The organism is Luteimonas yindakuii, from assembly GCF_004803715.2.
GTDB lineage: Bacteria > Pseudomonadota > Gammaproteobacteria > Xanthomonadales > Xanthomonadaceae > Luteimonas > Luteimonas yindakuii.
Genome location: NZ_CP039383.2, coordinates 427,652 through 453,449, shown reverse-complemented (window position 1 = coordinate 453,449; position 25,798 = coordinate 427,652). Strand labels below are relative to the sequence as shown.

General features: G+C 69.0%; 22 protein-coding genes and 1 pseudogene. 12 read left to right on the top strand and 11 right to left on the bottom strand.

Annotated features, from left to right (window positions below; genetic code table 11):
- The first annotated feature begins 131 nt into the window (after window positions 1–131).
- Window positions 132–1,218: pseudogene (lptF, locus tag E5843_RS02045) on the top strand (LPS export ABC transporter permease LptF).
- On the top strand, window positions 1,215–2,324 hold the full coding sequence (lptG, locus tag E5843_RS02040) for an LPS export ABC transporter permease LptG (RefSeq protein WP_136411669.1): 1,110 nt from the start codon (window positions 1,215–1,217) through the stop codon (window positions 2,322–2,324). The pseudogene lptF and the gene lptG overlap by 4 nt, the downstream one beginning before the upstream one ends.
- A 10-nt stretch (window positions 2,325–2,334) precedes the next feature.
- Here lptG and rimI read toward each other — a convergent pair whose 3' ends face one another.
- The 3 genes from rimI to pssA are packed head-to-tail and all read right to left on the bottom strand — an operon-like array spanning window position 2,335 to window position 3,898.
- Window positions 2,335–2,769, bottom strand: coding sequence for a ribosomal protein S18-alanine N-acetyltransferase (gene rimI / locus E5843_RS02035; RefSeq protein WP_134675388.1), 435 nt, complete (start codon window positions 2,767–2,769; stop codon window positions 2,335–2,337).
- A 44-nt stretch (window positions 2,770–2,813) separates the two neighbouring features.
- Window positions 2,814–3,119: a hypothetical protein gene (locus E5843_RS02030; protein ID WP_134675058.1), complete on the bottom strand. Its 306-nt coding sequence runs from the start codon at window positions 3,117–3,119 to the stop codon at window positions 2,814–2,816.
- Window positions 3,116–3,898 carry a CDP-diacylglycerol--serine O-phosphatidyltransferase gene (pssA, locus tag E5843_RS02025; RefSeq protein ID WP_134675059.1) on the bottom strand — a complete coding sequence of 261 codons (783 nt, stop codon included), beginning with the start codon at window positions 3,896–3,898 and terminating at the stop codon, window positions 3,116–3,118. The genes E5843_RS02030 and pssA overlap by 4 nt, the downstream gene beginning before the upstream one ends.
- Before the next feature lie 107 nt (window positions 3,899–4,005).
- Here pssA and E5843_RS02020 point away from each other — a divergent pair, with 107 nt between their 5' ends.
- The 3 genes from E5843_RS02020 (at window position 4,006) to E5843_RS02010 (ending at window position 6,886) form a co-directional block, all read left to right on the top strand.
- On the top strand, window positions 4,006–4,425 hold the full coding sequence (locus tag E5843_RS02020) for a DUF4124 domain-containing protein (protein ID WP_134675060.1): 420 nt from the start codon (window positions 4,006–4,008) through the stop codon (window positions 4,423–4,425).
- A gap of 124 nt (window positions 4,426–4,549) precedes the next feature.
- Window positions 4,550–6,250, top strand: a complete 1,701-nt coding sequence (locus tag E5843_RS02015; protein WP_134675061.1) for a proline--tRNA ligase — start codon at window positions 4,550–4,552, stop codon at window positions 6,248–6,250.
- A 252-nt stretch (window positions 6,251–6,502) separates the two neighbouring features.
- Complete coding sequence (locus E5843_RS02010; RefSeq protein WP_134675062.1) at window positions 6,503–6,886, top strand: H-NS histone family protein; 384 nt, start codon at window positions 6,503–6,505, stop codon at window positions 6,884–6,886.
- A gap of 107 nt (window positions 6,887–6,993) precedes the next feature.
- Here E5843_RS02010 and E5843_RS02005 read toward each other — a convergent pair whose 3' ends face one another.
- Entirely contained in the window at window positions 6,994–8,244 is a 1,251-nt protein-coding gene (locus E5843_RS02005) for a threonine/serine exporter family protein (protein ID WP_134675063.1), read from the bottom strand.
- Window positions 8,245–8,371: 127 nt separating this feature from the next.
- On the opposite strand from E5843_RS02005, the gene E5843_RS02000 reads away from it, so the two are divergent.
- The 4 genes from E5843_RS02000 (at window position 8,372) to E5843_RS01985 (ending at window position 12,030) form a co-directional block, all read left to right on the top strand.
- The gene (locus E5843_RS02000) at window positions 8,372–9,475 is read left to right on the top strand and encodes an ABC transporter permease (protein ID WP_134675064.1); all 1,104 of its coding nucleotides are present in this window, start codon (window positions 8,372–8,374) and stop codon (window positions 9,473–9,475) included.
- Window positions 9,476–9,534: 59 nt separating this feature from the next.
- On the top strand, window positions 9,535–10,320 hold the full coding sequence (locus tag E5843_RS01995) for an ABC transporter ATP-binding protein (RefSeq protein ID WP_425478433.1): 786 nt from the start codon (window positions 9,535–9,537) through the stop codon (window positions 10,318–10,320).
- 2 nt (window positions 10,321–10,322) lie between these two features.
- The gene (locus E5843_RS01990) at window positions 10,323–11,252 is read left to right on the top strand and encodes an MlaD family protein (protein ID WP_134675066.1); all 930 of its coding nucleotides are present in this window, start codon (window positions 10,323–10,325) and stop codon (window positions 11,250–11,252) included.
- 82 nt (window positions 11,253–11,334) lie between these two features.
- On the top strand, window positions 11,335–12,030 hold the full coding sequence (locus E5843_RS01985; protein WP_141065610.1) for an ABC-type transport auxiliary lipoprotein family protein: 696 nt from the start codon (window positions 11,335–11,337) through the stop codon (window positions 12,028–12,030).
- Between the two features lie 19 nt (window positions 12,031–12,049).
- Here E5843_RS01985 and E5843_RS01980 read toward each other — a convergent pair whose 3' ends face one another.
- The 4 genes from E5843_RS01980 to E5843_RS01965 form a co-directional block, all read right to left on the bottom strand.
- Window positions 12,050–13,408, bottom strand: a complete 1,359-nt coding sequence (locus tag E5843_RS01980) for a sensor histidine kinase (protein WP_136411666.1) — start codon at window positions 13,406–13,408, stop codon at window positions 12,050–12,052.
- The gene (locus tag E5843_RS01975) at window positions 13,395–14,078 is read right to left on the bottom strand and encodes a response regulator transcription factor (protein ID WP_100323366.1); all 684 of its coding nucleotides are present in this window, start codon (window positions 14,076–14,078) and stop codon (window positions 13,395–13,397) included. Before E5843_RS01975 ends, E5843_RS01980 begins: the two co-directional genes overlap by 14 nt.
- Window positions 14,079–14,365: 287 nt before the next feature.
- Window positions 14,366–15,298, bottom strand: a complete 933-nt coding sequence (rimK, locus tag E5843_RS01970; RefSeq protein ID WP_134675069.1) for a 30S ribosomal protein S6--L-glutamate ligase — start codon at window positions 15,296–15,298, stop codon at window positions 14,366–14,368.
- A gap of 160 nt (window positions 15,299–15,458) precedes the next feature.
- Window positions 15,459–15,962: a hypothetical protein gene (locus E5843_RS01965; RefSeq protein ID WP_136411665.1), complete on the bottom strand. Its 504-nt coding sequence runs from the start codon at window positions 15,960–15,962 to the stop codon at window positions 15,459–15,461.
- A 205-nt stretch (window positions 15,963–16,167) separates the two neighbouring features.
- On the opposite strand from E5843_RS01965, the gene E5843_RS01960 reads away from it, so the two are divergent.
- The gene (locus tag E5843_RS01960; RefSeq protein ID WP_134675071.1) at window positions 16,168–18,195 is read left to right on the top strand and encodes a sodium-translocating pyrophosphatase; all 2,028 of its coding nucleotides are present in this window, start codon (window positions 16,168–16,170) and stop codon (window positions 18,193–18,195) included.
- A gap of 264 nt (window positions 18,196–18,459) precedes the next feature.
- Here E5843_RS01960 and E5843_RS01955 read toward each other — a convergent pair whose 3' ends face one another.
- Complete coding sequence (locus E5843_RS01955) at window positions 18,460–19,008, bottom strand: hypothetical protein (protein ID WP_136411664.1); 549 nt, start codon at window positions 19,006–19,008, stop codon at window positions 18,460–18,462.
- A gap of 181 nt (window positions 19,009–19,189) precedes the next feature.
- A complete protein-coding gene (locus E5843_RS01950; protein WP_166815840.1) occupies window positions 19,190–20,719 on the bottom strand; it encodes a M91 family zinc metallopeptidase in 1,530 nt (509 codons plus the stop codon).
- A gap of 187 nt (window positions 20,720–20,906) precedes the next feature.
- On the opposite strand from E5843_RS01950, the gene ppa reads away from it, so the two are divergent.
- Both ppa and E5843_RS01940 read left to right on the top strand, forming a co-directional pair.
- Window positions 20,907–21,443, top strand: coding sequence for an inorganic diphosphatase (gene ppa, locus E5843_RS01945; RefSeq protein WP_134675074.1), 537 nt, complete (start codon window positions 20,907–20,909; stop codon window positions 21,441–21,443).
- A 127-nt stretch (window positions 21,444–21,570) separates the two neighbouring features.
- A complete protein-coding gene (locus tag E5843_RS01940) occupies window positions 21,571–22,692 on the top strand; it encodes an HDOD domain-containing protein (protein WP_166432805.1) in 1,122 nt (373 codons plus the stop codon).
- 249 nt (window positions 22,693–22,941) lie between these two features.
- Here the strand turns inward: E5843_RS01940 and E5843_RS01935 are convergent, their stop codons facing one another.
- Window positions 22,942–25,779, bottom strand: coding sequence for a TonB-dependent receptor plug domain-containing protein (locus tag E5843_RS01935; RefSeq protein WP_134675075.1), 2,838 nt, complete (start codon window positions 25,777–25,779; stop codon window positions 22,942–22,944).
- Window positions 25,780–25,798: the final 19 nt, after the last annotated feature.

Here is a 25,798-nt window from a genome sequence, read left to right as displayed (position 1 = left end):
GGCACGTTCTTTATCCGCATTCCCTACAATGGGGCGCTCTTGACCGCGGCCGAGGACCGGTGGCCTGGCGGCCGGCCCGCATGAAAAAGCGCCCGGAATGGACCCCGTAGTCTAAAGCAACCCGCCAGACCATGCCGAAGCTCGATACCTACCTCTTCCGCGAATTCGCCCAGGCCACCTTCGCGGTGCTGGTGGTGCTGATGGTCGTCAGCCTCGGCGGCGTGTTCGCCGACGTGCTCGGCGACATCGCCCGCGGCCGCGTCCCGGCGGGGATGATGCTGTCCCAACTCGGCCTGCAAGTGCTCAACTACCTGCCGCTGATCCTGCCGCTGGGGCTGATGATCGGCCTGCTGCTCTCGGTCGGCCGGCTGTACCGCGATTCGGAAATGCCGGTGCTCACCGCCACCGGGGTCGGGCCCGGCCGGATGCTGCGCCCGGTGCTGATGCTGGTGGTGCCGATGGTGACCATCATCGGTCTGTGCTCGCTGTGGCTGGGCCCGTGGGCGCGCGACTATTCGCAGCGGATGATCGCCGAGGGCAATCGCAGCCCTGCTGCTGGCCGGGCTGGAAGCGGGCCGCTTCGTCGAACTGCCCGGCGGCCGCGGCGTGGTCTACGTGGGCGGCATGTCCAACGACGGCAGCCAGATGGCGCGCGTGTTCGTCTACCAGCAGGACGGCGAGCGCATGGACGTCACCACGTCGGCCACCGGCACCCTCAATCTCGAGGACAGCGGCAACCGCTTCCTCGAACTCGGCGACGGTTTCCGCGTGGAAGGCCCACTGCGTGAGGGCCTCGACTTCCGCATGATGCGCTTTGCCAGCAACGAGCTGCAGCTGCCCGAGACCGACGGCCGCCGCGACGATGACGATCCGGAAACCAGCCCCACCGTGGCCCTGTTCGGCGACGCGCGTCCCGAGGCGCAGGCGGAACTGCACTACCGCATCGCACCGCCGCTGCTGGCGTTGGCGTTTGCACTGATGGCCGTCCCGCTTGCGCGCAGCCCGCCGCGGCAGTCGCGCTACGGGCGCACGATGCTGGCCTTCCTCGGCTATTTCGTTTCGATCAACCTGACGATGCTGGGCCAGGACTGGATCGCCGACGGCAAGCTCGCGCCGGGCTTCGGCCTGTGGTGGCTGCTGCTGCCGCTGCTCGCGTTCGCGCTGTGGACCTATGCCCGCGATGGCCGCTTGCCGCGGCCGCGGAGGGCTGCGCGATGACCATCCTGCCGCGCCTGCACACGCTCTATGTCGCCCGCGTAGTGCTGGTGACCGTGCTGCTCACCTGGGCCGTGCTGGTCGGTGTGGACCTTGTCGTCAGCGGCCTGCTGGCCGAGATCGACAACATCGGCGAGGGCCAGTACAACGCGGTGTCGGCGCTGACCTACGTGCTGTACACGGTGCCGCGGCGCGCCTACATGATGTTCCCGACCGCCGCGGTCATCGGCACCCTGATGGGCCTGGGCCAGCTGGCGGCGAGTTCGGAGCTGACCGCGCTGCGCGCGCTCGGCCTGTCGCGGCGGCGCATCAGCCTGGCGGCGGCGGCACCACTGGCCGTGCTGACCGTGCTGATGATCCTCAACGGCGAGACGCTCGGGCCGTGGGCGCAGCGCGCCGGCGACGCGATGAAATCCGCCGCACGCTCCAACGACATGGTCGTCGCCCGCTACTCGGGCCTGTGGGCGCGCGAGGGCAACACCTTCCTCAACGCCCAGGTCGGCCAGCAGCGCAACGAGGGCGGCCGCCAGTGGCTGGAGCTCGGCGACGTGCGCCTGTTCGAGTTCGACGGTGACGGCCGCCTGGTGTCGGTGGCGCGTGCCGCGGTGGCCGAGCACACCGGCGATGGCTGGCTGCTGCGCGACGTGGACCGCACCTGGTTCGAGGAACGCGCGGTCACGCGCACCGAAGCCATGGAGGAGACCTGGGCCTCGCAGCTGGACGCCGCGTCGCTGGCCACCGCCGGCAACCTGTGGCGGCCGCGCTACCAGACCGCGGCGGACCTCAAACGCGGCATCGACTACCGCCACCGCAACGCGCTCGACGCCTCGGAGTACGAGGAGCACTACTGGGGTCGCTGGTTCTATCCGTTCAACGTGCTGGCGCTGTGCCTGGCCGCGATCCCGTTCGCGTTCGGCAGCCTGCGCAGCGGCGGGCTGGGGCGCAGGCTGTTCATCGGCGTGGTGTTCGCGCTCGGCTTCTGGCTCCTGCAGAACCAGTTCGTGCGCATGGCCGGCGTGTACGGGTTCGACTTCCGCATCGCCTACATGATCCCGCCGGTGGCGATGCTGACGATCTCGTTCCTGCTGTTCCGCCGACGCAGCGGTTGAACGCGCCGCGCTACTCGTCCGCCAGCAGTTCCATCGCCATCACGATCGCGTCCTCGCGGCCGTCGGCACTCGGGTAATAGCGCGGACGCCGGCCGATCTCGTTGAAGCCGTGGTCGTGGTAGAGCGCGACCGCCACCGGATTGGACGGGCGCACCTCGAGGAACACCCGTTGGGCGCCATGGCCCTGCGCCAGGCGCAGCACGGTCTTCAGCAGGCGGCGCCCGTGTCCGCGCCCCTGTGCGGCAGGATCGACGCAGAGATTGAGCAGGTGCGCCTCGTCGGCGGCGATGCTCAGCACCGCATACCCGATCACCTCGGCACCCTCGTAGAGCAGCCACGCCGGATAGCCCGCGCGGATGCAGTCGCGGAAGATGCCCGGCGTCCACGGAAACGGATACGCGCGGCGTTCCACCGCCATCACCGCGTCGAGATCGTCCTCGCGCATCGGCCGCAACGCCGGCACGCCGACACGATCGGCGGCCGGCACGTTCACCGCGTGCGTGCCCGCACTGCGCGCAGGCGCGGCCACAGCGCGCGCTTGGCCGCGGGCGCGCGCAACGATTCCGGCGCCGGCCACTCCCCGCACAGCCTGGCGGCCTCGGGGTCGGACGCGGCGCGGCCGGCGGCACGCAGCAGCGCCAGTTGCAACGGATGCAGGGACGACCGCTGCGCCCCGGCCTGCGGCGCGGGAGCGACATCAGCGTCAACCGCTACCGGCTGTGCGGCATCGACCTGGCGGTAGAGCCGGTAGCCCAGCTCGGCGATCGCCCCGCGCTGGAACCCGTCCCAGCTCATGTCGCGGCAGGCACGCTGCGTCGCCGGCGCCACAGCCAGAGGGCCGGCCCCGACAGCAGGTAGAGCGTGCTCGCCGCCAGCAGGGTCTTCGGCGGGTCGATCCACAGCGCGATCAGGATCGCCACCGCGATCGGCAGCGCCACGAAGGGCACGCGATCGGCCTTCGGGCCGCTACCACCGCCCTTGAAGCTCGAATAGCGGATGCGGCTGACCATCGCCAGGCCGGCAACCACGGTCACCGCCAGCGCGGCGTAGCGCAGGTCGATGCCGCGCAGGCCGAGCTCGTGGCAGGTCCAGACGAAACTCGCCATCACCCCGGCCGCGGCCGGGCTCGCCAGTCCGACGAACCAGCGCTTGTCGACCGTGCCGACCTGGCTGTTGAAACGCGCCAGCCGCAGGGCCGCACAGGCGGCATAGAGGAACGCGGCGAGCCAGCCGATCTTGCCCAGCGTCGGCCCGTCCAGGCGCATGTCGATCAGCGCCCAGTGGTACATCACCAGCGCCGGCGCCATGCCGAAACTCACCAGGTCGGCGAGCGAGTCGTACTGCACGCCGAATTCGCTCTGGGTATTGGTGAGCCGCGCGACCCGGCCATCGATGCCGTCGAGGATGCCGGCGACGAAGATCGCCACGCAGGCGGCGCCGAAGCGCCCCTGCGACGCGGCGATGATGGCGAAGAAGCCAGCGAACAGCCCGCCCGTGGTGAACAGGTTGGGCAGCAGGTAGATGCCGCGGCCGCGCGATGGCGGCGGGGCTGCGAGGTCCCGATCGTGATCCATCGCGCAAGTCTAGCGGCTGCGGGCCCGGGCGCGCTGCCCTGTGCTTGCGCCGATGCCGGTGCGATGCTGCAATCCCCGCACGCCACCGATCCTTCAAGGAGCTCCACATGCGCCATCCGCTCACCGGCCTCGCCCTCGGGCTTGTCGCCGCGCTGCTGGCCGGCGCCGCCGGCGCACAGGACATCTACCAGTGGAAGGACTCGCGCGGCGTCACCCACTATTCCGAGGCACCGCCCGGCGGCGGCGAGAAGTACACCCATCGCCGGGTCACCCCGTCCGGGGCCACGCAGGCACAGCCCGCGTCCACGGCCACGGCGGCCGCGGCGCCAGTGGCCGCCAACGCCGCCGCCGGCAATGATCCGCGCGCCGAACAGTGCCGCACCGCGCGCGCCAACATCGAAGCGCTCAACGGCACGGGCCCGGTACAGCAGGACGATGGCAGCGGCACCCCGCGCACGCTCAACGATGCCGAGCGCGCCGCACAGCTGGAATTCGCCCAGGCCGCGGCCCGCGCCTACTGCAGCTAGCGGTAGCGGTGCGGCGGATCCGTCCGGTTTCTGCCGGACGCGGGATAATCGTCGCCCGGCTGGTCCGTCGGGGCGCGGGCTGCGTGGCACAATGCCCGCCCCCTGATTCCCGCCGACGCCTGCCATGCGCCTGTCGCAGTTCCATCTCCATACCAGCAAGGAAACCCCCGCCGACGCGGAAATCGCCAGCCACCGGCTGATGTTGCGTGCCGGGCTGATCCGCAAGCTGGCCGCCGGCCTCTATACCTGGTCGCCACTGGGCCTGCGCGTGCTGCGCCGGGTGGAAGCGGTGGTCCGCGAGGAAATGGAACGCGCCGGTGCGGTGGAACTGCTTATGCCCTCGGTGCAGCCACGCGAACTGTGGGAGGAAACCGGGCGCTGGGAGAAATTCGGCGGCCAGCTGCTGAAAATCCAGGACCGCAAGGAATCCTGGTATTGCTATGGCCCGACCCACGAGGAAGTCATCACCGATTTCGCGCGCGCCGAACTCGCAAGCTATCGCCAGCTGCCGGTCACGTTCTTCCAGATCCAGACCAAGTTCCGCGACGAGATCCGCCCGCGCTTCGGGGTGATGCGTGCGCGCGAGTTCCTGATGAAGGATGCCTATTCGTTCGATATCGACGATGCCGGCATGGCGGCGCAATACCAGCGCATGTACGACGCCTACGTGCGCATCTTCACCCGCCTGCAGCTGGAATTCCGCGCGGTCGAGGCCGATACCGGCGCCATCGGCGGCAGCGCCTCGCATGAATTCCACGTTCTGGCCGATTCCGGCGAGGACGCGATCGCGTTTTCCACCGCGACCGATTACGCCGCCAACGTGGAACTGGCGCAGGCCGCCGAACCGGCAGCGCGCGCGGCACCGTCGGAGGACATGCGCCGGGTGGAAACCCCCACGCAGAAAACCTGCGACGACGTCGCCGCGCTGCTTGGCATTCCGCTGGCGCGCACCGTGCGCACCGTAGCGGTGATGGGTGCAGAGGGTTTCACCGTGGTGCTGATGCGCGGCGACCACGCGCTCAACGAGATCAAGCTGGCCAAGCTGCCGGGCCTGGGCGATTACCGGATGGCCACCGAGGCCGAAATCGCCGATCACCTCGGCAGCGAGCCCGGCTTCCTGGGTCCGGTCGCGCCGGCGCGGGCGATCCGCGTGGTCGCCGATCGCGAGGTCGCGGCCATGGCCGATTTCGTCGTCGGCGCCAACGTGCCGGGTTTCCACCTGGCCGGGGTCAACTGGGGCCGCGACCTGCCCGAGCCCGACTCTGTCGCCGACCTGCGCAACGTCGCCGAGGGCGACCGCGCGACGGACGGCGGCGAGATCCGCATCGCCCGCGGTATCGAGGTCGGCCATGTGTTCCAGCTCGGCCGCCGCTATGCCGAGGCGATGGGTTTCACCGTGCTCGACGAACAGGGCAAGGCGGTCGTGCCTGCGATGGGCTGTTACGGCATCGGGGTGTCGCGGATCGTCGCCGCCGCGATCGAGCAGAACCATGACGAGGCCGGGATTATCTGGCCGGAGCCGATGGCGCCGTGGCAGGTCGCGGTCTGCGTGATCAACCCCAAGCAGAATCCGGATGTCGACGAGGCCGCCGAGGCCCTGCACCGCGAACTGCGCTCAGCCGGCCTCGACGTGGTGCTGGACGATCGCGGCCTGCGGCCGGGGCCGATGTTCGCGGATATCGAACTGATCGGCATCCCGCACCGGGTGGTGGTGTCCGAGCGCGGGCTGGCCGCGGGCACGTTCGAATACCGCGCGCGCCGCGGCGGCGATTCGGAAAACCTCGATCGCGGCACCCTGATGACCCGTCTCGGGATCGCAGATTAGGCAGGGCACGCGGCTCGTCCGCGGCCATCGCCGGGGAAATCCCGCGGGTCCTGCAATGAGAAACCGGCTCCGGCCGGTTTTTTCATCGCTGCGCCACGGTCGACCGGATGCGCAGAACCAGGTGCCGCCGCTTCCCGCGGATCGAGACCGACGCCGCGACAATCCGCCTGTATCCGGATGACCCGCGATTGCATTAACATCGCCCGGCACAATGTCAGGACGACTCCATCCCACACATTATCGGAGCAGCGCATGGCGATCGATCTCAATACCCTGTCCCCCCGCGAACTCGAGTCGCTGATCGCACAGGCCCGCAAGCGCAAGACCACGCTACAGAAGCGCAAGCCGGTGGCCACGGTGCGTCGCAAGGTGGAAGCCCTGCTCAAGGCGGAGGGTTATACCGCCGAGGAACTGTTCGGCGCCGGCAACACCGCGGGCAGCAGCGCACCGCGCGCCCGCAAGGCAGCAGGCACGGGCAGGAAGTCCGCGGCTGGCCGCAAGCTCGGCAAGGTGGCGCCGAAATACCGCAACCCGGCCAACAAGGATGAAACCTGGACCGGCCGCGGCAAGCACCCGCGCTGGATGGCGGCGGAGCTGGCCAACGGCAAGAAGGTCGAGGATTTCCTGATCCAGTAATGGATCAGCGAAGCGGAACGTAAACGCCGGCCAATTGCCGGCGTTTTACGTTATGCCATCAGGAACCCGTGCCGGCCCGGCGTAGAACCGGCCGAATGGCCAGCCGATTACAGGCTCTTGCGCGCCGGCAGCAACAGGTTTCCGAACATCAGGCCGGCAACCAGGGCGAGGATGATGTTGAAAACACCAAGCATGGCCGCCTGCCCTACGGCCACGTCCTGCTGCTGGAACAGGCTCATCAACCCGCGCAGGCTGGCACTGCCGGGCACCAGCATGATGATGCCGGGCACGCGGATCACCGCACCGGGCCGGTTGGCCCAGCGCGCATAGCCGTTGCCGGCCGCGGTGACCAGCAGCGCGGAGGCGAACAATCCCACCGACGCACCCAGTGCCAGGCCGACATAGCGCGAGATCAGGTAACCGCCGATCGCCGCGGCCATCACCAGTGGATAGTCGCGACGCGTGGCCCGGAACAGCACCGCGAACGAGAACGCGGCGACCAGCATCGCCGCCCATTCCACCCAGTCGGGCTGCGGCCGCCAGGCGCGCACCTGCGGTTCTACGCCCACCAGTTGCGCCGCGGTCAGCGCGATCATCGTGCCGACGGTGAGCTTCATCACCGTGGTCAGCGCGCCGGCGAACCGCACCGTGCCCGACACCAAGTGCTGGCTGGTCAGTTCGTTGACCGCGTTGGTCAATGCCATACCCGGCAGCATCACGATGAGCGACGCGATGATCACGGTATTGAGGTTGAGCGGCGCGACATACCCGGCCACCGCGATCGCCACCAGGCCGGCGATCATGCCGGCCAGCGCATCCGCCGATTCGCGCATGCGCGCGCTGCGCCGGGTCACCGCATCGAGCTGGCCCAGCAGCACGCCGATCGCCGAGGCGGTGGCGATATCCAGCCACGGCAGCCGCCACAGCCCGGCGATGCCCGCCGCGACGGTGCCGTAGGCCAGCACATGGAACAGCCGGCCACGCCAGTCGGGTCGCCGCAGGTCCAGCGCCAGCAGGGCGGCATGGCCTTCCGACAGGTCCAGACGGCCGGCGACGACCTCCTCGGTGATGCGGTCGACTTCGCTGAGCTTGGACAGGTCCAGATCGCCCGGCGCGGCGCGGATGACGCGGGTGGTGTCGCTGTCGCCCGGCGGCCGGTGCGGGTCGTTGAAGGCCAGCACCATGCCGGTGGGGTTGACCCACGGCTCGCACTGCAACTGCAGCTGTTCGCAGACGTCGGTCACCGCGCCTTCCAGGCGCTGCGCGGTGGTGCCATAGGCATGCAGGTGTTCGGCCAGTTCGACCACGAAGGCGATCCGGGCCGCGTAGCCGTAGGTGTGCGGAGACGGGCGATCCATCGCCACAGGATCGCATGCGCGGGCGCCGGCGGCTGCGATGCACAGCTTCACAGGCCGATTGCGTACTCTATGCCGCGACCCGCAAGCGCTGCCCGGACACGTCCCTCCGCATGCCCGTTTCTTCCGCATGATCGACACTGCGCCCAGCCTCGACGCCGATCCGGACGGTCGCATGGTCCTGCGCGGACGCTGGACGCTGAGCCACGCCGGCCAGATCGGCGATGCGCTGCGCGACGCACCGGATGACGCACGCGAGGTGGACGCCACCCGCATCGATCGCATCGATTCGGTCGGCGTGCTGCAGCTGCTGCGCTTCGCGCACCGGCGCGGGATCGACTTCGAGCAGTTCCGCTTCCGCGACGACCACCGCGCGCTGGTCGCGGCGATCGAGGACGTGCACGACGACCGCCCGGCGAAGAAGAAGGAATACGGTTTCGCCGCGGCACTGGGCCGGCTCGGCTATGCGATGGTCGACAACGGCCGCGAGATCATGGCGCTGATCAGCTTCCTCGGCGAGAACCTCGCCAAGCTGATGCGCCTGATCAAGGAACCGTCGCGCTTCCGGCTGACGCCGACGGTGGCGCACATGGAACAGGTGGGCCTGGACGCGGTGCCGCTGGTGGTGCTGCTGTCGTTCCTGGTCGGCGCGGTGATCGCCTTCCTCGGCTCGACCATCCTCGCCGAGTTCGGTGCGCAGATCTTCGTGGTCGAGCTGGTCAACATCGCCTTCCTGCGCGAGTTCGGCGTGCTGCTGACCGCGATCATCCTCGCCGGCCGCACCGCCAGCGCGTTCACCGCGCAGATCGGCGCGATGGTCAGCCGCGAGGAAGTCGACGCGATCCGCACGCTGGGCCTGGACCCGATCGACCTGCTGGTGTTGCCGCGGGTGATCGCGCTGATGGTGATGCTGCCGCTGCTGACCTTCCTGGCGATGATCGCCGGCCTGGCCGGCGGCCTGACCGTCGGCGTCTTCAGCCTCGATATCCCGCCGCAGGGCTATCTGTCCCGCATGCAGGACACGTTCGAACTGCGCCACATGGTCGTGGGCCTGGCGAAGGCACCGGTGTTCGCGCTGCTGATCGCACTGATCGGCTGCCTGGAGGGACTGCAGGTGGAAGGCACCGCGCAGTCGGTCGGCGAACGCACCACCTCGAGCGTGGTGCAGGCGATCGCGCTGGTGATCGTGCTCGACGCGCTGGCCGCACTGTGGTTCATGGAGCTGGGCTGGTGAGCGCGCAGGAACGCGATGCCGATGCCGATGCCGCGACGGCGCCAGGCGCCGATGACGAGATCATCGTGCGCGTGCGCGGGCTGGAGAACCGTTTCGGCAGCCAGGTGGTGCACGAAGGCCTGGACCTCGACGTGCGCCGCGGCGAGATCCTCGGCGTGGTCGGCGGCTCGGGTACCGGCAAGTCGGTGCTGATGCGCACCATCCTCGGCCTGCGTACGCCGGATGCGGGCAGCATCGAGGTGTTCGGCATCGACGCCATCGAGGCCGACGACGCCGGCCGTTCCTACATCGAGCGCCACACCGGTGTGCTGTTCCAGGACGGCGCGCTGTTCTCGTCGCTGACCGTGGGCGAGAACGTCGAGGTGCCGCTGAAGGAACACTATCCCGGCCTCAGTGCATCGCTGCGCTACGAGCTGGCACTGCTCAAGGTGAAGCTCGCCGGGCTGCCGGCGGATGCGCTCGACAAGCTGCCCTCGCAGCTGTCGGGCGGCATGCGCAAGCGCGCCGGCGTCGCCCGCGCGCTGGCGCTCGATCCGCCGTTGATGTTCCTCGACGAACCCACCGCCGGGCTCGACCCGATCGGCGCGGCCGCCTTCGACGATCTCGTCCGCACGCTGCAGGAAGCGCTGGGGCTGACCGTGTTCCTGATCACCCACGACCTCGACACCCTGTACGCCATCTGCGACCGCGTCGCGGTGCTGGCCGACCGCAGGGTACTGGCGATCGGCCCGTTGTCGGAGGTCGAGCGCGTCGACCATCCGTGGGTGCAATCCTATTTCCACGGCCCGCGCGCACGCGCCGCGCGCGCCGCCGACAGCGCCAACACGCCTGCACTGGAAGCCTGAGCATGGAAACCAAAGCCAATTACGTCCTGATCGGCGCCTTCACCATCGCGGTGGTGACCTTCGGCCTGCTGTTCGCGCTGTGGGCGGCGAAGTACGCCTCCGACCGCAGCTGGCAGGACTACGCAGTGGTCTTCGACGAACCGGTGACCGGCCTGTCGGAAGGCAGCAGCGTGCAGTACAACGGCATCGCGGTCGGCAGTGTGCAGAGCCTGCAGCTGGCACCCGACGACCCGCGCCAGGTGATCGCCCACCTGCGGCTGGATGCGCGCGCGCCGGTGCGCACCGACACCCGCGCGCGGATGTCGATGACCGGCGTCACCGGCTCGCCGATCATCCAGCTGACCGGCGGCAGCCCGGAGCTGCCGCGGCTGGTGGACGTGTCCGACCGCGACATGCCGATCATCCTCACCGAGCCGTCGGCGCTGCAGAACATTTCCGACACTGCCAACCGGCTGGTGGAACGGCTCGACAAGGTGCTGAGCGAGGAGAACGTCGCCCGCATCTCGCAGACCCTGACCCATATCGAGCAGGCCACCGGGTCGCTTGCGGCGGGCCGCGAGGACATCCGCGAACTGCTCAGCTCGGCCCGTGCGGCCAGCGCCCAGCTCGAACAGACGCTGCAGACCACCAACCGCGCCGTGGAGACCGTCGACCGCGAACTGGTGCAGGAACTGCCGGGCATGGTCGACCGCCTCAACAGCTCGCTGGCGCGGTTCGATTCGGCCGCCGGCGGCGCCGATGCGATCCTCAACGAAAACCGCGCCGCCATCCACAGCTTCGCCAACGACGGCCTGTCGCAACTGGGTCCCACGCTCACCGAGCTGCGCAGCCTGGTCCGCGACCTGCGCCGCATCAGCGACCGCCTCAATGGCAACCCGACCCGGTTCCTGCTCGGCGGCGACGCCCCCAAGGAGTTCGACCCCAATGAATGAGAATCAGGGAGCTGACGTTGCCAACGCCTGCGACGCCTTCCGACAAAGCAACTCCCGCCCGGCACCATCGCCCCTCTCCCGCATGCGGGAGAGGGGAAGGGGTGAGGGCAACACGCCCGCCCGAAGCGCCTTCCGCATCCTCTTCGCCGCCTGCCTTCTGCCCGTCCTGCTCGCCGGCTGCAGCCTGCTGGGCGGTGGATCGCGCGAGCCGGTCACCACGTATTCGCCGATGGTCGAAACCCGCACCGACGCGGCATGGCCCACGGTCGACTGGCAACTGACGATCGTGCCGACCACCGCGCCGCGGGTCGTCGACAGCCCGCGGATTTCGGTGCGGCGTACGCCGTCGGAGCTGCAGGTCTACGCAGGCTCGGTATGGGCGCAGCCCGCTACCGAGCTGGTGGAACTGGCCCTGCTGCGGACCTTCGAGGCCTCCGGGCGCATCCCCGCCGTCGCCACCTCGGGCGCCGGCATCCGCGCCGACTACAAGCTGGTGCTGGACCTGCGCCGCTTCGAGGCCGACTACGCCGGGCGCGACATCCCGCAGGCGACCATCGAACTGGGCGCGCGACTGCTGCACAACCACGACCAGCGCGTGGTCGCCTCGCGCACCTTCCTGCAGACGGTGCCGGCGGGCAACACCGCCGTGGAGTCGGTGGTCGGCGCCTTCGAACAGGCGCTGGCGCAGGTCAGCCACGATGTCGCCGGCTGGACCCTGGTCAGCGGCGATGGCGACGCGGGCAGGCCCGCGATGTCGGCACCGCGCCCGCAGCGCTGACCGCTGCTCCCGCCGGCGTCTAGCCGGCGGAATCCACCGCATCGGGCCGGAACGACAGCGTCGCGATCACGCCGCGCCCTTCGCCCGGCACCACCCGCACGCTCCAACCGTACAGCGCGCACAGCCGGCGCACGATCGACAGGCCGATGCCGCCACCCTGCGAGTGCTCGGCATGCGAGCCGCGGTAACCGCGCTCGAACAGCCGCGCGGCATCCTCGGCGCTGAGGCCGGGGCCGCTGTCGATCACCTGCACGGCGTCATCGAGCACCCGCACCACCACCTCGCCTGATGGCGTGTACTTGACCGCGTTGCCGACCAGGTTGCCGAGCGCCACCGCCACCGCGGCCTCCGGCGCATCGACGACCAGCCCACCCTCCCCTTCCAGGCGCAATTCGAGCGGCTTGCCACCGACCTGTGAGCGATGCGCCTCGAGCAGCTGCTCGGCCGCGCGCGCGATGTCGGTATTGCCATGCCCGCGCTCGTTGCGCGACAGCAGCAGCAGCGCGCTGATGAGGTCGGTGCACTGCTGTTCGGCGCGCTGGATGCGCAGCAGCCGCGCACGGGTCTTGTCGTCGAGCTCGGGCCGCGCCAGCAGCAGTTCCACCGCACCGCGGATCACTGCCAGCGGCGTACGCAGCTCATGGCTGACATCGGCGTTGAACTCGCGGTCGCGCTGCACCACCTCGGTCAATCGTCCGGAATAGTCGTCGAGCGCGCTGGCGAGCTGGCCGACCTCGTCGTCGGGAAAGTGCGAGGCCAGCGGCACCGGCTGCGCAGTGCCGCCCGACTGCCGCAGGCGCTGTGCGAGTTCCGACACCGGGCTCATCACCCGCGACGCGGCCCACCAGCCCACCAGCAGCGACAGCAGCGAGAACACCAGCACCGAGCCGTAGATGGCGCGCTGGAACTGCTCGTCGCCGCGCATGGTCTGGGTCATGTCGTAGGCGAGGAAGAACCACTCCTCGTCCGTCTTGCGCACCGCCAGCTTGTAGGCGAACGGCTGGCCGAGCTCGTCGGTGCCACCCAGCGTGTGGATGCCGGTCCCCAGTTCCACCCACTCGGGGAAATCGCGGCGCAGGCGATCGATGCGGTCGGGGGTGAACACGTAACCGCGCATCTGCTGCACGGGGAGATCGGGGCTGCGCGTCGGATCGCTGTAGTAGAGGTGCGCGTACTCGTCGATGTTGCGGTTCATCACGTCCTCGACCAGCGCGTTCTCCACCCGGTTGCGCGCGTACTGGGTGGCGAACGCGAACAGCAGGGTCAGGCCGAGGCCGAGCAGCAGGAACGAGAGGATGATGCGGCTGCGCAGGCGGCGCCGGTACCGGCGCGCGCCCCGCAGCGACGCCTTCGAGGCGTGCCGGTCAGCTGCCGCCATCGGGTGCGGCGATGCGGTAGCCGATGCCGTGGCGGGTCTGGATGTACGGCGTGTCGAACGGCTTGTCGATCACCGCGCGCAGGCCGTGGATATGCACGCGCAGCGAGTCCGAGTCCGGCAGCTCCTCGCCCCAGACGCGGGTTTCGAGGTCCTGGCGGGTGACCACCGCCGGCGACGCTTCCATCAGCGCCTGCAGGATCTTCAGCGCGGTGGGGTTGAGCTGCAGCAGCTTGCCCTGCCGGCGCACCTCGAGCGTGTCGAGGTTGTATTCGATCTCGCCCACTTCCAGGACGCGCGTCTGCACGCCGCGGCCGCGGCGCGACAGCGCATTGAGGCGGACTTCCACTTCCTGCAGCGCGAACGGCTTGACCAGGTAGTCGTCGGCGCCGGAATCGAAGCCGGCCAGCTTGTTGTCGAGCGAATCGCGCGCGGTGAGCATCAGCACCGGGGTCTGCTTGCGGGCGTCGTTGCGCAGCTTGCGGCAGACCTCGAGCCCGTCCATGCCGGGCAGGTTGAGGTCCAGCACGATTGCATCGAAGTCATGCACCACCGCCAGGTGCAGGCCGGTCACGCCGTCGGCGGCGAAATCGACCGTGTGGCCGCGGTCCTCCAGGTAGTCACCGAGGTTGGCGGCGATGTCCTGGTTGTCTTCGATCACGAGTATGCGCATGGGAGGCCGTTGCAATGAGGGGCGGACATACTGGGCTGCGGGCCACGGCAATGCCGTGAACGACTGCAGGCGTGGCACCGGATGGCGCGACATCAGCACGGATTCTGGCACACGCACCGGCAGGCGGCCGCCGGCATGGCGCGGCACCGATCGCCGGCCACAAAAAGACCCAGGCGGGGGAACTCCGCCTGGGCCGAAAGGGATACCGCCCCGATGACCATCGCCCCGCCGGTTGCCCGGTGCCGACCATGTGCGGTGACAGTACCCGCGCGCCGGTTACAGACCGGTTAACCCGCCGATACACGTCCGTTACGGCGGCGCTTCGGCGCGATCCGCAGCGGCCGGGCGGCCACGTGGGTGGCGACATGGTCGACGACCAGGCCGGCGACATCGACGCCGGTGGCGCCCTCGATGCCTTCCAGCCCCGGCGAGGCGTTGACCTCGAGCACCAGCGGCCCGCGCGACGAGCGGATCAGGTCGACCCCGGCCACGCGCAGGCCCAGGCCCTGCGCGGCGCGCACCGCCAGTGCCTGTTCCTCGGGCGAGGCGGTCTCGGCGGTGCCGGTGCCGCCGCGGTGCAGGTTGGAGCGGAAGTCGCCGATCGGTGCCTCGCGCCGCATCGCCGCCACCACGCGGTCGCCGACGACGAAGCAGCGCAGGTCGCAGCCCGCGGCCTCGCCGATGAACTCCTGCACCAGGAAGGTCGCCTGCAGGCCGCGCAGGGTCTCGATGACGCTGCGCGACGCCGACGGCTTCTCGGTCAACATCACCCCGGCGCCCTGGGCGCCTTCGTTGAGCTTGATGATGTGCGGCGGCGGCCCGAGCATCGACAGCAGGTCGTGGGTGTCGTCGGGGTTGTCACCGAACACCGTCACCGGCAGGCCGATGCCCTGCGCGGCGAGGATCTGGTGCGCGCGCAGCTTGTCGCGCGCGGCACCGATCGCCGCGGAAGGATTCGGCGTGTACGCGCCCATCAGTTCGAACTGGTGCAGCACCGCATTGCCATAGCGGGTGACCGATGCGCCGATGCGTGGGATCACCGCATCGAAGTCGGAAATGGCGCGACCCTTGTAATGCATCGCGAAGCCGTCGCAGGCGATGCGCAGGTAGCAGCGCAGCGGGTCGAGCACGCGCACGGTATGCCCGCGCATGCGCGCGGCTTCGACGAGGCGTCGGGTCGAATAGAGCCGCGTATTGCGGGACAGGATGGCAAGCTTCATCGACCGGGCCGGGCTTTGGGGTCGCCGTTATATCCCACCCGGATGCGTCGCAGGATGACTGCCGGTGCGGCACCCGCGCAGCGGTTCATGGCCGATGGAGGGACGGCCGCCAGGAACGTTGCGCGGACCTCACATCGCATGGCCACAGCGCGCCTTCGCGTCAGCGGCAGCGGTTGCCTTCCACCCGCAACTGCGCCGCGTACATGGCAGGGTCGCGGACCCGGCCCGCCTCGGCATCGGCCTTGGCCTGGTCCAGGTAGATGCGCGCGCGGCCCTGGGCGTCGAGCTCGAGCGTATCGGTGCCCGGCTTGCGCCAGATCCGCGCCACCGCCACCAGTCCGCTGCAGGCCGCGCTGGGGATGCGGATCTCGTCGTGGTACAGCCAGCCCTGCGCCGGGTCCGGAGCGACGTCGTCCGCATTGACCAGTCGCGCGCGCGGCTGGCAGCCCGGCGAGGTCTGCTTCACCGAGAACCGGTAGGGCGGTTCGGCCTGGCCGGTGAACACGCCTTCGATGCGGGCACAGGCTTCGGGAATGGTGCGCAGCGTGTGCGCGGCGCCGTCGGCCTGGGCCTTGGCCGGCTCGCGGGAGATCTCGGGGCGCTCCTGCGCGGCGGCGGGCACGGCCAGCAGCAGGGCAAGCGCAAGGGGAGCAATGGGCGGCATGTGGCGGCTCGACGGAAGCGATGCGACAGGCTGTCACGGCCGGGCTGAATCGCGCTTCCACGCCAGCTGCTGGCGCGGCATGCGCGGTGGTTCGCACCGGTTCGGGGGGCTGTGCCATAGTCGGGCGGCATCACCGCTGTGCGAGGGGATCTGTCCTCATCATCTGTGCGGGCAGTCCCAGGCATTCCACTCTGGGAGGGGTTACATGCTCGAGCAACACGGTTTGTGGATGGCGCTGGCCTGCGCCGTCATCGCGATTCTCTACGGGGTCATTTCCGCTGCCTGGATCAACCGGCAGCCGGCCGGCAACCAACGGATGCAGGAGATCGCAGGCGCGATCCAGGAAGGCGCGCGCGCCTACCTCAACCGGCAATACCTGACGATCTCCGTCGCCGGCGTGGTGCTGTTCGTATTGATCGGCATCTTCCTCGGCTGGGCGACCGGCATCGGCTTCCTGCTCGGCGCGGTGCTGTCGGGTGCCGCCGGCTATATCGGCATGAACGTCTCGGTGCGCGCCAACGTGCGCACCGCGGAGGCCGCGCGCCGCGGCATCGGCCCGGCGATGGACGTCGCGTTCCGCGGCGGTGCGATCACCGGCATGCTGGTGGTGGGACTGGGCCTGCTCGGCGTCGCCGGCTACTGGTGGCTGCTGCCGCGCTTCGGCATCGGCGGCGAAGCGGCGCTGCATGCGCTGGTGGGCCTGGCCTTCGGCAGCTCGCTGATCTCGATCTTCGCGCGGCTGGGCGGTGGCATCTTCACCAAGGGTGCCGACGTCGGCGCCGATCTCGTCGGCAAGGTGGAAGCCGGCATCCCCGAGGACGACCCGCGCAACCCGGCGGTGATCGCCGACAACGTCGGCGACAACGTCGGCGACTGCGCGGGCATGGCCGCCGACCTGTTCGAGACCTATGCGGTCACCGTCATCGCCACGATGCTGCTGGGCTATCTGATGGCCGACAGCGTCGGTGCCAACGGCGTGCTGTACCCGCTGGTGCTGGGCGGTGCCTCGATCCTCGCGTCGATCGTCGGCACGTTCTTCGTCAAGGTGAAGCCGGGCGGCTCGATCATGGGCGCGCTGTACAAGGGCGTGATCGTTTCCGGCGTGATCGCGGCGGCGCTGTTCTGGCCGATCACCACCGGGCTGATGGCCGACAACGCCCACGGCGCCGACAACCTCTACTGGTGCGCGCTGGTCGGCCTGGTGCTGACCGGCGCGATCGTCTGGATCACCGAGTACTACACCGGCACCCAGTTCAAGCCGGTGCAGCACATCGCCCAGGCCTCCACGACCGGCCATGGCACCAACATCATCGCGGGCCTCGGCATCTCGATGAAGTCGACCGCGTGGCCGGTCATCGCGGTGTGCATCGCGATCTGGGGCTGCCATGCGCTGGCCGGCCTGTACGGCATCGCGATCGCGGCCACGGCGATGCTGTCGATGGCCGGCATGATCGTCGCGCTTGATGCCTACGGGCCGATCACAGACAACGCCGGCGGCATCGCCGAGATGGCGGAACTGCCACCGGAAGTGCGCGAGGTCACCGATCCGCTCGATGCCGTCGGCAACACCACCAAGGCGGTGACCAAGGGCTATGCGATCGGCTCGGCGGCACTGGCGGCGCTTGTGCTGTTCGCCGACTACACCCACAACCTGCAGGCCAACAGTCCGGGCGAGGTGTTCGCGTTCGACCTGTCCGACCATTACGTGATCATCGGCCTGCTGATCGGTGGCCTGATCCCGTACCTGTTCGGCGCGATGGCGATGGAAGCGGTCGGCCGCGCGGCGGGCAGCGTGGTGGAGGAAGTGCGCCGGCAGTTCCGCGAGATCCCCGGGATCATGCAGGGCACGGCGAAGCCGGACTACTCGCGCGCGGTGGACATGCTGACGAAGTCGGCGATCAAGGAAATGATCCTGCCGTCGCTGCTGCCGGTGGCGGTGCCGATCGTGGTCGGCCTGCTACTCGGTCCGCGTGCACTCGGTGGCCTGCTGATCGGCACCATCGTCACCGGCCTGTTCGTGGCGATCTCGATGACCACGGGCGGCGGTGCCTGGGACAACGCCAAGAAGTACATCGAGGACGGCCACCACGGCGGCAAGGGCTCGGAGGCGCACAAGGCCGCGGTGACCGGTGACACGGTCGGCGATCCCTACAAGGACACCGCGGGACCTGCCATCAATCCGCTGATCAAGATCATCAATATCGTGGCGCTGCTGATGGTCCCGCTTCTATAGGACCGAAGCCGAACACCCCGGCGTCGAACCGCCACGACGCCGCCCGGTGAAGCATCTCCCGTTCGGCACCAACACCCCTCTCCCGCTTGCGGGAGCGGGGTTGGGGTGGGGGGGAAAAGCACGAAAGCCCCCTCATCCGCCCCTGCGGGACACCTTCTCCCCACGCGTGGGAGAAGGGTTGAAAATAGGAACGCCCTCGCATCGATGCCAGGGCGTTTCCTTTTGCAGCCGTCGACGTGCGCACGCATGCGCGCCGCGAGGTACTCAACCGTCGCCCGCCTCGAAACGCCGCGTGCTCACGTCGAACCATGCCGTGCACAGTTGCTGCTGCTGCGACGCCGCGTCGAAACTCGCCTGCCAGACGGTGACACCCTCACCCTCTTCCGGGCTGTCGAACAGCGTGGCATCGAACGGCATCACGCCGAGGCACCAGCGCACCCGTCGCGGCGCGTCCTGGGTGGGCGGCGCATAGGCGAACTCGCCCTCGAGGCTGGCGCCGGGCTGCAACTGCACGGCCAGCGGCGTCGGCGGCAGGGTCGGTGCCGGATCCGGAAGCGGCAGCGCGATATGGCGCAGGGTCACGTCACCGGGCGCGTCCTCGACGAACGTCGGCTCACCGACGGCGCCACTGCGCTGGCGGCCGGTCAGCACGGCATGCCGGTTGCCGCGGTCGAACACCGCCACTGCCACGTCACTGGTGTTGTCGACGCGGTAGCGCACGGCCACGGTGCCGCTGCGTGGCTCGTAGTCGAAAGCGGCGGCGAGGCTCACCGGGCCGTCGGCAACGGGAGTGAGGGCGATGGATGCGGGCATGGATGCTCCGGAAGCGGCAGGAGGGGTGGGCTGCGCGCAGGCCGCCAGCGGCAGGGCGGCAAGGACAGCGAACAGTGGGATACAGGACATTCGGATCATGGGCCCAGCCTAATGGACGACGGGCGGGTCGCGTCAACGCGGCCCGCCCGCCAGGTCGGTGGTGTCGCCAGCGACGCCGCGCTTACAGACGGTAGGTCGGGCGATCCGGCATGCCGAGTTCGCGCCGCAGGCCGTTCTCGGTCAGGTGGATCGGATTGTGGGTGGTGGGCGGGGTGCTCGGATCGCCATCGAAATCGAAGGCCGGTGCGGAGGTCTCGAGGCCCACAGCCTGTCGCTCGGCATTGCGGATGCCGCGATCCGGGCCGGAGCCGCTGTAGGTGCCCGGCTGGAAGGTGCCGTTGACGCCGTTATAGGCGTGCGACATCTCGTGGTAGAGGACCACGGTGGGTGCCGGGAAGGCATCCATGTGGAACGACGGGTTGTAGCCGATGGTCACGTCGCCACCCACGCCGGCACGGCCGTTGACGATCTCGGCGCCACCACGACCAAAGGTCTGGGCGTAGCCGTTCTGCTCGTTGCCCAGCTCCTGGATCGTCACCCGGTTGCCCTTGTTCTCGACCGCGGCATCAAGCTCGGAGAGCATCTGCGTGCCCGCAGCGGAACTGCGCAGGAAGTCCAGCTCGGATTCGACGCGCTGGCGGAACTGCTCGGAGCCCGTCACCGCGATGGTCTGCCCGGCGCTGGTATCGATCTCGACGTTGACCACGGTGGGCCGCGCATTGGTGGCGGCATTCACCAGGTCGCCCACCTCGGTGTAGACGAGGTCGTTGGCGCCGGCGCCGTTGATGGTGTCGTTGCCAAGGCCGGCATAGGCGGAGCTGCGGCCGGCGGGGTCGACATGGATGACGTCGTCACCGCGGCCACCCGACAGGATGTTCTGGCCGGTGCCGCCGAAGATCTCGTCGTTGCCGAGGCCGCCTTCGATGAAGTTGAAGCCGTTGCCGGCGCGGATGACGTCGTTGCCGGCGCCGCCGAAGATGATGTTGTCGCCGTCGCCCGCGGTTATGGTGTCGTCGCCGTTGCCGCCGTCGATGTCGTTGCGGCCGCCGATGGTCTCGATGGTGTCGTTGCCGTCGCCGCCGAAGATGCGGTCGTCGCCCATGCCGGTGCGGATCGCGTCGTCGCCGGCACCGGCGTCGATCACCAGATTCACGGTGACATTGGGCGCGGCGGTGATCGTGTCGTTGCCGCCGCCGGTGCGCAGGGTCAGCTCCTGGCGCTCGGTCAGGCGCACCGCGTAGCTCTCGCCGTTGACCTCGACATCCAGGGTGCCGTCGTCGCGCTGGCTGATCTGCACGTTGTCGTCGCCGGCGCCGGTGGTGAACACCACCTGGTCGCTGGTGATGCCGTAATCGGCGATCGTCTGCTCACGGGTGACGGTGGCCTGTTCGCCGACGTGCAGCTCGCTGTTGGTGATGCGCTTGCCGTCCGGGGTCTGCAGGTTGGGCAGGCTGGTGCCGCGATCGTTGCCCTGGATCGGGATCGCGTTGTCGGCGACGTTGGCCGCGCGGTCGGTGACGGGCGCGGGCATGTCGGTGGAACGCAGCGGCGCGTCAGCGAAACGTTCCTGGCTGGCATTCCGGGCCTGCTGTCCATCCCAGTAGCCCTGTGGCTGGACCGTGGAAGGGCTGGCGGCGTCGAGGTGGGTCATGTCGAAAATCCGTGCGTCTGGGGCGTGGGCATATGGATACGCCCCAGTACGGGACCGGCCAAGCTGGGGCGTACCCCAAGCTGGGGTCGACCCGAGGCTCTGCTGCGACGCAACAGCCGGGCGCGTAGAATGCGCGGTTTCCCCTACCCGACGTGGCCTGCGCCACGTCCGCCATCGGAGTCGATACATGGGCCTGGACCGCGTCAGCACCGGCAAGAATCCGCCGCACGAGATCAACGTCATCATCGAGATTCCCAAGGATGCGGAGCCGGTGAAGTACGAGGTGGACAAGGCCAGCGGCGCGATCTTCGTCGACCGCGTGCTGTCCACGCCGATGCGCTATCCCTGCAACTACGGCTACGTGCCCAACACCATCTGCGGTGATGGCGACCCGGCCGACGTGCTGGTGATCCTGCCGCTGCCACTGGTGCCGGGCTCGGTGATCCGCTGCCGCCCGGTCGGCGTGCTGAAGATGTCGGACGAGGCCGGCAACGACGAGAAGATCCTCGCCGTGCCGGTGGAGAAGGTGTTCGCCGGCTATGCCCACGTCGACGACCTCGACAAGGTGTCGGCGCACTGGCTCGAGCGCATCGGCCACTTCTTCGAGCACTACAAGGACCTGGAGAAGGGCAAGTGGGTGAAGATCGACGGGTGGGGTAATGCCGCCGAAGCGCGGAAGATCCTCGACGATGCCATCAGTGCCTGCGCCAACGAGCAGGCCTGAGCGCCTCCCCGCGCGGCCTGCGTCACAGTTTGACTTGTGGCACGGGTCGCCCCGGGGAGTGGTTGTTAACATCCTTCGCACGCGCGGTTCCGTGGGATCCGCGTAGTTGCCAGGGGGAGTTCCGAAGTTGCGCATCCTGTTTGTGGGCGGCGAAGACAGCCTGCCGCCTGATCTGATCGACCTCGTCGGCGGGATGGACGATGGCTGGGACGTGCAGTGCGTCGGTGACGGCGGCACCGCCACCGCGCTGGCCGCCGACGTGCCGCAGGACATCGTGGTGGTTGCGCCGGAACTTCCCGACATGCCGGCCGCGACCCTGCTCGGGCAGATCCGCACCCTGCGCCCGGAAACCTCGCGCATCGCCCTGGTCGGTCCCGGTCAGCCGCCGCCGGTGCGCGTGCTGTCGCTGGCCCACCGCTTCCTGCCGCTGCCCCTGGGCGAGGAAATGCTGCTGGAGGCCATCGGCAGCCTCGAGGAGTTGCGCGAACTGCTCGGCGACCCGCGCCTGCGCGAGCACATCGGCCGCATCGACCAGCTGCCCTCGCCGCCGCATACCTACCTGGCGCTGATGCATGCGCTGGAGGCGGACGACGAGACCAGCGCTGCCGAGATCGCCCGGCTGATTTCCGGCGACCCGGCGATCGCCGCCAAGGTGCTGCAGCTGTGCAACTCGGCGTACTTCTCCGCGGGCCGCAGCATCACCGACCTGCGCATGGCGGTGACCCGGCTCGGCGTCGCCACCCTGCGCGACCTGGTACTGGCCAGCGAAGTGTTCGCACAGACCGCGCAGCCCGGTGTCGACCGCCACGCGCTGCAGCAGCGCGCCCTGCTCGCGTCGCACCTGGCGCGCCGGCTGCTGCCGGAATCCAGCGCGGAACTCGGCGCCACCGCCGCCCTGCTCGCCGACATCGGCCTGCTGCTGCCGGGCGTCCACGACGACCGCGCGGACGCACCCGCCGGTGATGGCGCGGGCAGCGACGCACTGGGCTACGCCGAGGCGGGCGCGTACCTGCTGGGGCTGTGGGGCCTGCCCATGCCGATCATCGAAGCGGTCGCCTTCCAGCGCAATCCGGCCCGCGCCGGCACGCGCAGCTTCTGGGTGGCCGGGGCAGTGCATGTGGCCACCTCGCTGGTGGCGCGCGTCGGCGTCAACGAGGACTACCTGCGCCGCACCGGCGTGCTCGACCGTCTCGACGACTGGCGGACGCAGGCCGATCGGCTGATGGGCATCGCGGCCCAGCCGGCCTAGCGGGCATCCGCCGCAGCGGAACCCGCCGCGGCGCATCTCACATCTGACATCACGCGCGTCGCGTCCGCGACGCGCGTCGCCGCCGCGTGCGCATTGCGCAGGCCCGGGCACACCGTTCGCGGACGCGCTGTTTCATCGACGGGCGGGCCTGCATCGGGCCAGAAGAAAACCACCGACTCCACGACTGGCGGCACAAAAAAGGGCGGGCCTTGCGGCCCGCCCTCCTTCAGCACGTCTCCGATCCGTGGATCAGAAGCGCTGCACGTAACGCATGTAGGTGAAGCGACCGATGTCGAACTCGGGGTAGTACGGGAACGCGGTGCTCACGTTGCCGCCCGAGTACATGATCTGCGCCTCACGCTCGAACACGTTGTCCACGCCCACCGAGATGGTGGCATTCCACGGTGCGGTGTAGGCCACCTGGAAGTCGTGGAAGGTGTTCGAACCCAGCTGGTTGCGCGGTGCCGTCTCGCCGTAGGCGTAACGGTCCGAGTCCGAGCACGGACGGTTGGCGACGCAGCCGTCGTTGATGCCCGAGTAGTAACGCGCGGTCCAGCCCACGTTCCAGTCGTCGTTGATCGACCAGTTGACGTTGAAGTTCGACTTCACGCGGAAGATGCCCGGGTCGCCGACCTGGCCCACCATGATGTCCTCGCCGGCGGCGTTCTGCGCGGCGGTTTCATACTTGCTGGTGTAGGTGGTCTGCCAGTTGAACTGGAAGCCACCGAACGCGGTGTCGAGCATGCGGTACTTGAGGCCGATGTCCCAGCCTTCCGTCTTCATGCTGCCGAGGTTGGTCAGGCCGTAGAACATGTTGCTGATGTGGCCGTCGCCCGCACGCACGACACCCGCGCAGCGGCTCGAGTCACCGATGACGTAGCAATCGCGCAGGATGCGATTGACGCTGTCGGAGATGATCATGTTCTCGATCTCGTAGCGGTACCAGTCGACGCTGACGTCGAGGCCGTCCACGAACTCCGGGCTGTACACGATACCGGCGGTGATGCTTTCCGAGGTCTCCGGCCCGAGGTTCGGGTTGGAACCCGAGATGAACTGGTCCGGGGTCTGGCACGGCCACGCGGTGCAGGGCTCCAGGCCCTGGCCGAGCTGCACGTAACCGACCGGCACGCCGGCCGCATTACAGGCCGCATTGCCGTTGACGCTGCCGGGCACGCCGACCGAGCACGGGTCGGTGTACTGCTCGAAGCTGGCGCCGGTGCCGCCGTACAGGTTGTCGATGCTCGGTGCGCGGAAGCCTTCGGCCCACGTACCACGCACCGCCATCGCGTCGGTCGGACGCCACAGCACGCTGAACTTGCTGTTGATGGTGTCGCCGAAGTTGCTGTAGTCGGAATAGCGCGACGCCACGTTGACAGTCAGTTCCCGGGCGAACGCCATGTCCGACAGGATCGGCACGTTGAACTCGATGTACGCCTCGTCAACTTCGTACTCGCCCAGCGTGGTGCTGGCGGCGAGGCCGGTGTAGTTGCCGCTCTGCGCAAACGCGTCGGGCACGAAACGGCCTTCGTCCTTGCGGTGTTCGATGCCGACCGCCATCGACAGGTCACCCGCCGGAAGCTCGAACAGCGAACCGCTCAGGTTGGCCGACAGGATCTTGGTCTTGGTCTCGCCGGTGTCGGTGTAGTACGGGAACAGGAAGTCCTGCACGTCGGCGTTGGCGAGCGAACCCTGGCCTGCGACGCCGTAGGGCAGCAGCGGGTTCCACGGGCGGCATCCGGCCAGGCTGGGGTCGGATACGCCGGCCACGCCGCACTGCGCGATGCCGGCTGCGTCGATGTACGACGGGCCGAGCGCCTGCGCGGTGGCCAGCAGGCTGGCATCGCCATGGCCGGTCTTGGTCACTTCATTGCGGTTGTAGGCGTAGTTGACGTCCCAGTCCCACGGTTTGTCGGCGATGTCGAAGAAACCGCTGACGCCACCCGAGAAACGGGTGGTCTTGAGCTCGCTGCGGGTGGTGCGCGGCACTTCCCACAGGCGGCGGCGGAACTCAATGTCCTCGCCCACCGGGTTGAACGCGCTGTCACCGGACAGGGGCGTGTCGAAGGCCAGCGACTGGTACGGGTAGCCCGCGATCTGCTGGTTGGTGGTGCGCTTGTTGAACAGGATGTCCGCGTTGAGCGTGATGCGGTCGGTCAGGTCGTAGTTGATGTTCGAGAACACCGACTCACGCTTCATGCCGGTGGACACCAGCATCTGCTCGTTCGAGTTGGCGTAGCCGGCCGGGGTCAGCACGACGTAGTCCGCCGCGTTGGTCGGATTGCCGCCTTCACGCAGCGTCACCCACTCACCGGCGGCGTTCTGCCACGAACCTGCCTGGCTCACCGCGCTCCAGCCCGAACCGGGGTAATCCGGGCCGGCATTGCCGTAACGGCTGAAGAAGCGGTCGCCGCCGTACACCGGGTCGGCTTCCATCACTTCGGCGCTGACGGTGATGCCGCTGCGGTCGTTGGCAACGCCAACGGTGCCCGAATAGGTGGTCTCGGCACCGTCACCCTGGCCGAACTGGCCGTACTGGACGGACGCTTCAGCACCTTCGAAGCGCTTGCGGGTGATCACGTTGACCACGGCCGCGATCGCGTCGGAACCGTAGATCGACGATGCGCCGTCCTTGAGGACGTCGATGCGCTCGATCGCCGACATCGGGATCTGGCTCAGGTCCTGGTAACCGCCGGTGGTGGCGCCCAGGCGCACGCCGTTGAGCAGCACCAGGGTGCGGTTGGCGCCCATGTTGCGGATGTCGATGTAGTAACCACCGACGTTCTCGCCCGAGGCGAGCGCGTCAGCGCGCGAGATCGCCGGCGAACCCGCCGACGGGATGTTCTGCAGCAGGTCGGCAACGGAGGTGTGGCCGCTGCGCTCGATGTCCTGGCGGCTGACCGTCAGGATCGGCTGCTGGTTCTCGATCTGCACGCCACGGATGCGCGAGCCCGTCACCGAGATGCGGTCGAGGGTGGTCGCCCCGTCGGCAGCATCCTGCGCTTGCGCGGAGGCGGCGACCGGCAGCAGCGCCGTCAGGATGGCAGCGGGCAACAGGCCCGGCCGCATCGCTGGAATGCGAGCTTTCATTAATTCTCTCTCCAGAATT

Coding starts and splice junctions, on each gene's coding strand:
- lptG (WP_136411669.1), top strand. CDS start 1,215: ATGACCATCCTGCCGCGCCTGCACACGCTCTATGTCGCCCGCGTAGTG.
- rimI (WP_134675388.1), bottom strand. CDS start 2,769: ATGCGCGAGGACGATCTCGACGCGGTGATGGCGGTGGAACGCCGCGCG.
- E5843_RS02030 (WP_134675058.1), bottom strand. CDS start 3,119: ATGAGCTGGGACGGGTTCCAGCGCGGGGCGATCGCCGAGCTGGGCTAC.
- pssA (WP_134675059.1), bottom strand. CDS start 3,898: ATGGATCACGATCGGGACCTCGCAGCCCCGCCGCCATCGCGCGGCCGC.
- E5843_RS02020 (WP_134675060.1), top strand. CDS start 4,006: ATGCGCCATCCGCTCACCGGCCTCGCCCTCGGGCTTGTCGCCGCGCTG.
- E5843_RS02015 (WP_134675061.1), top strand. CDS start 4,550: ATGCGCCTGTCGCAGTTCCATCTCCATACCAGCAAGGAAACCCCCGCC.
- E5843_RS02010 (WP_134675062.1), top strand. CDS start 6,503: ATGGCGATCGATCTCAATACCCTGTCCCCCCGCGAACTCGAGTCGCTG.
- E5843_RS02005 (WP_134675063.1), bottom strand. CDS start 8,244: ATGGATCGCCCGTCTCCGCACACCTACGGCTACGCGGCCCGGATCGCC.
- E5843_RS02000 (WP_134675064.1), top strand. CDS start 8,372: ATGATCGACACTGCGCCCAGCCTCGACGCCGATCCGGACGGTCGCATG.
- E5843_RS01990 (WP_134675066.1), top strand. CDS start 10,323: ATGGAAACCAAAGCCAATTACGTCCTGATCGGCGCCTTCACCATCGCG.
- E5843_RS01985 (WP_141065610.1), top strand. CDS start 11,335: ATGCGGGAGAGGGGAAGGGGTGAGGGCAACACGCCCGCCCGAAGCGCC.
- E5843_RS01980 (WP_136411666.1), bottom strand. CDS start 13,408: ATGGCGGCAGCTGACCGGCACGCCTCGAAGGCGTCGCTGCGGGGCGCG.
- E5843_RS01975 (WP_100323366.1), bottom strand. CDS start 14,078: ATGCGCATACTCGTGATCGAAGACAACCAGGACATCGCCGCCAACCTC.
- rimK (WP_134675069.1), bottom strand. CDS start 15,298: ATGAAGCTTGCCATCCTGTCCCGCAATACGCGGCTCTATTCGACCCGA.
- E5843_RS01965 (WP_136411665.1), bottom strand. CDS start 15,962: ATGCCGCCCATTGCTCCCCTTGCGCTTGCCCTGCTGCTGGCCGTGCCC.
- E5843_RS01960 (WP_134675071.1), top strand. CDS start 16,168: ATGCTCGAGCAACACGGTTTGTGGATGGCGCTGGCCTGCGCCGTCATC.
- E5843_RS01955 (WP_136411664.1), bottom strand. CDS start 19,008: ATGCCCGCATCCATCGCCCTCACTCCCGTTGCCGACGGCCCGGTGAGC.
- E5843_RS01950 (WP_166815840.1), bottom strand. CDS start 20,719: ATGACCCACCTCGACGCCGCCAGCCCTTCCACGGTCCAGCCACAGGGC.
- ppa (WP_134675074.1), top strand. CDS start 20,907: ATGGGCCTGGACCGCGTCAGCACCGGCAAGAATCCGCCGCACGAGATC.
- E5843_RS01935 (WP_134675075.1), bottom strand. CDS start 25,779: ATGAAAGCTCGCATTCCAGCGATGCGGCCGGGCCTGTTGCCCGCTGCC.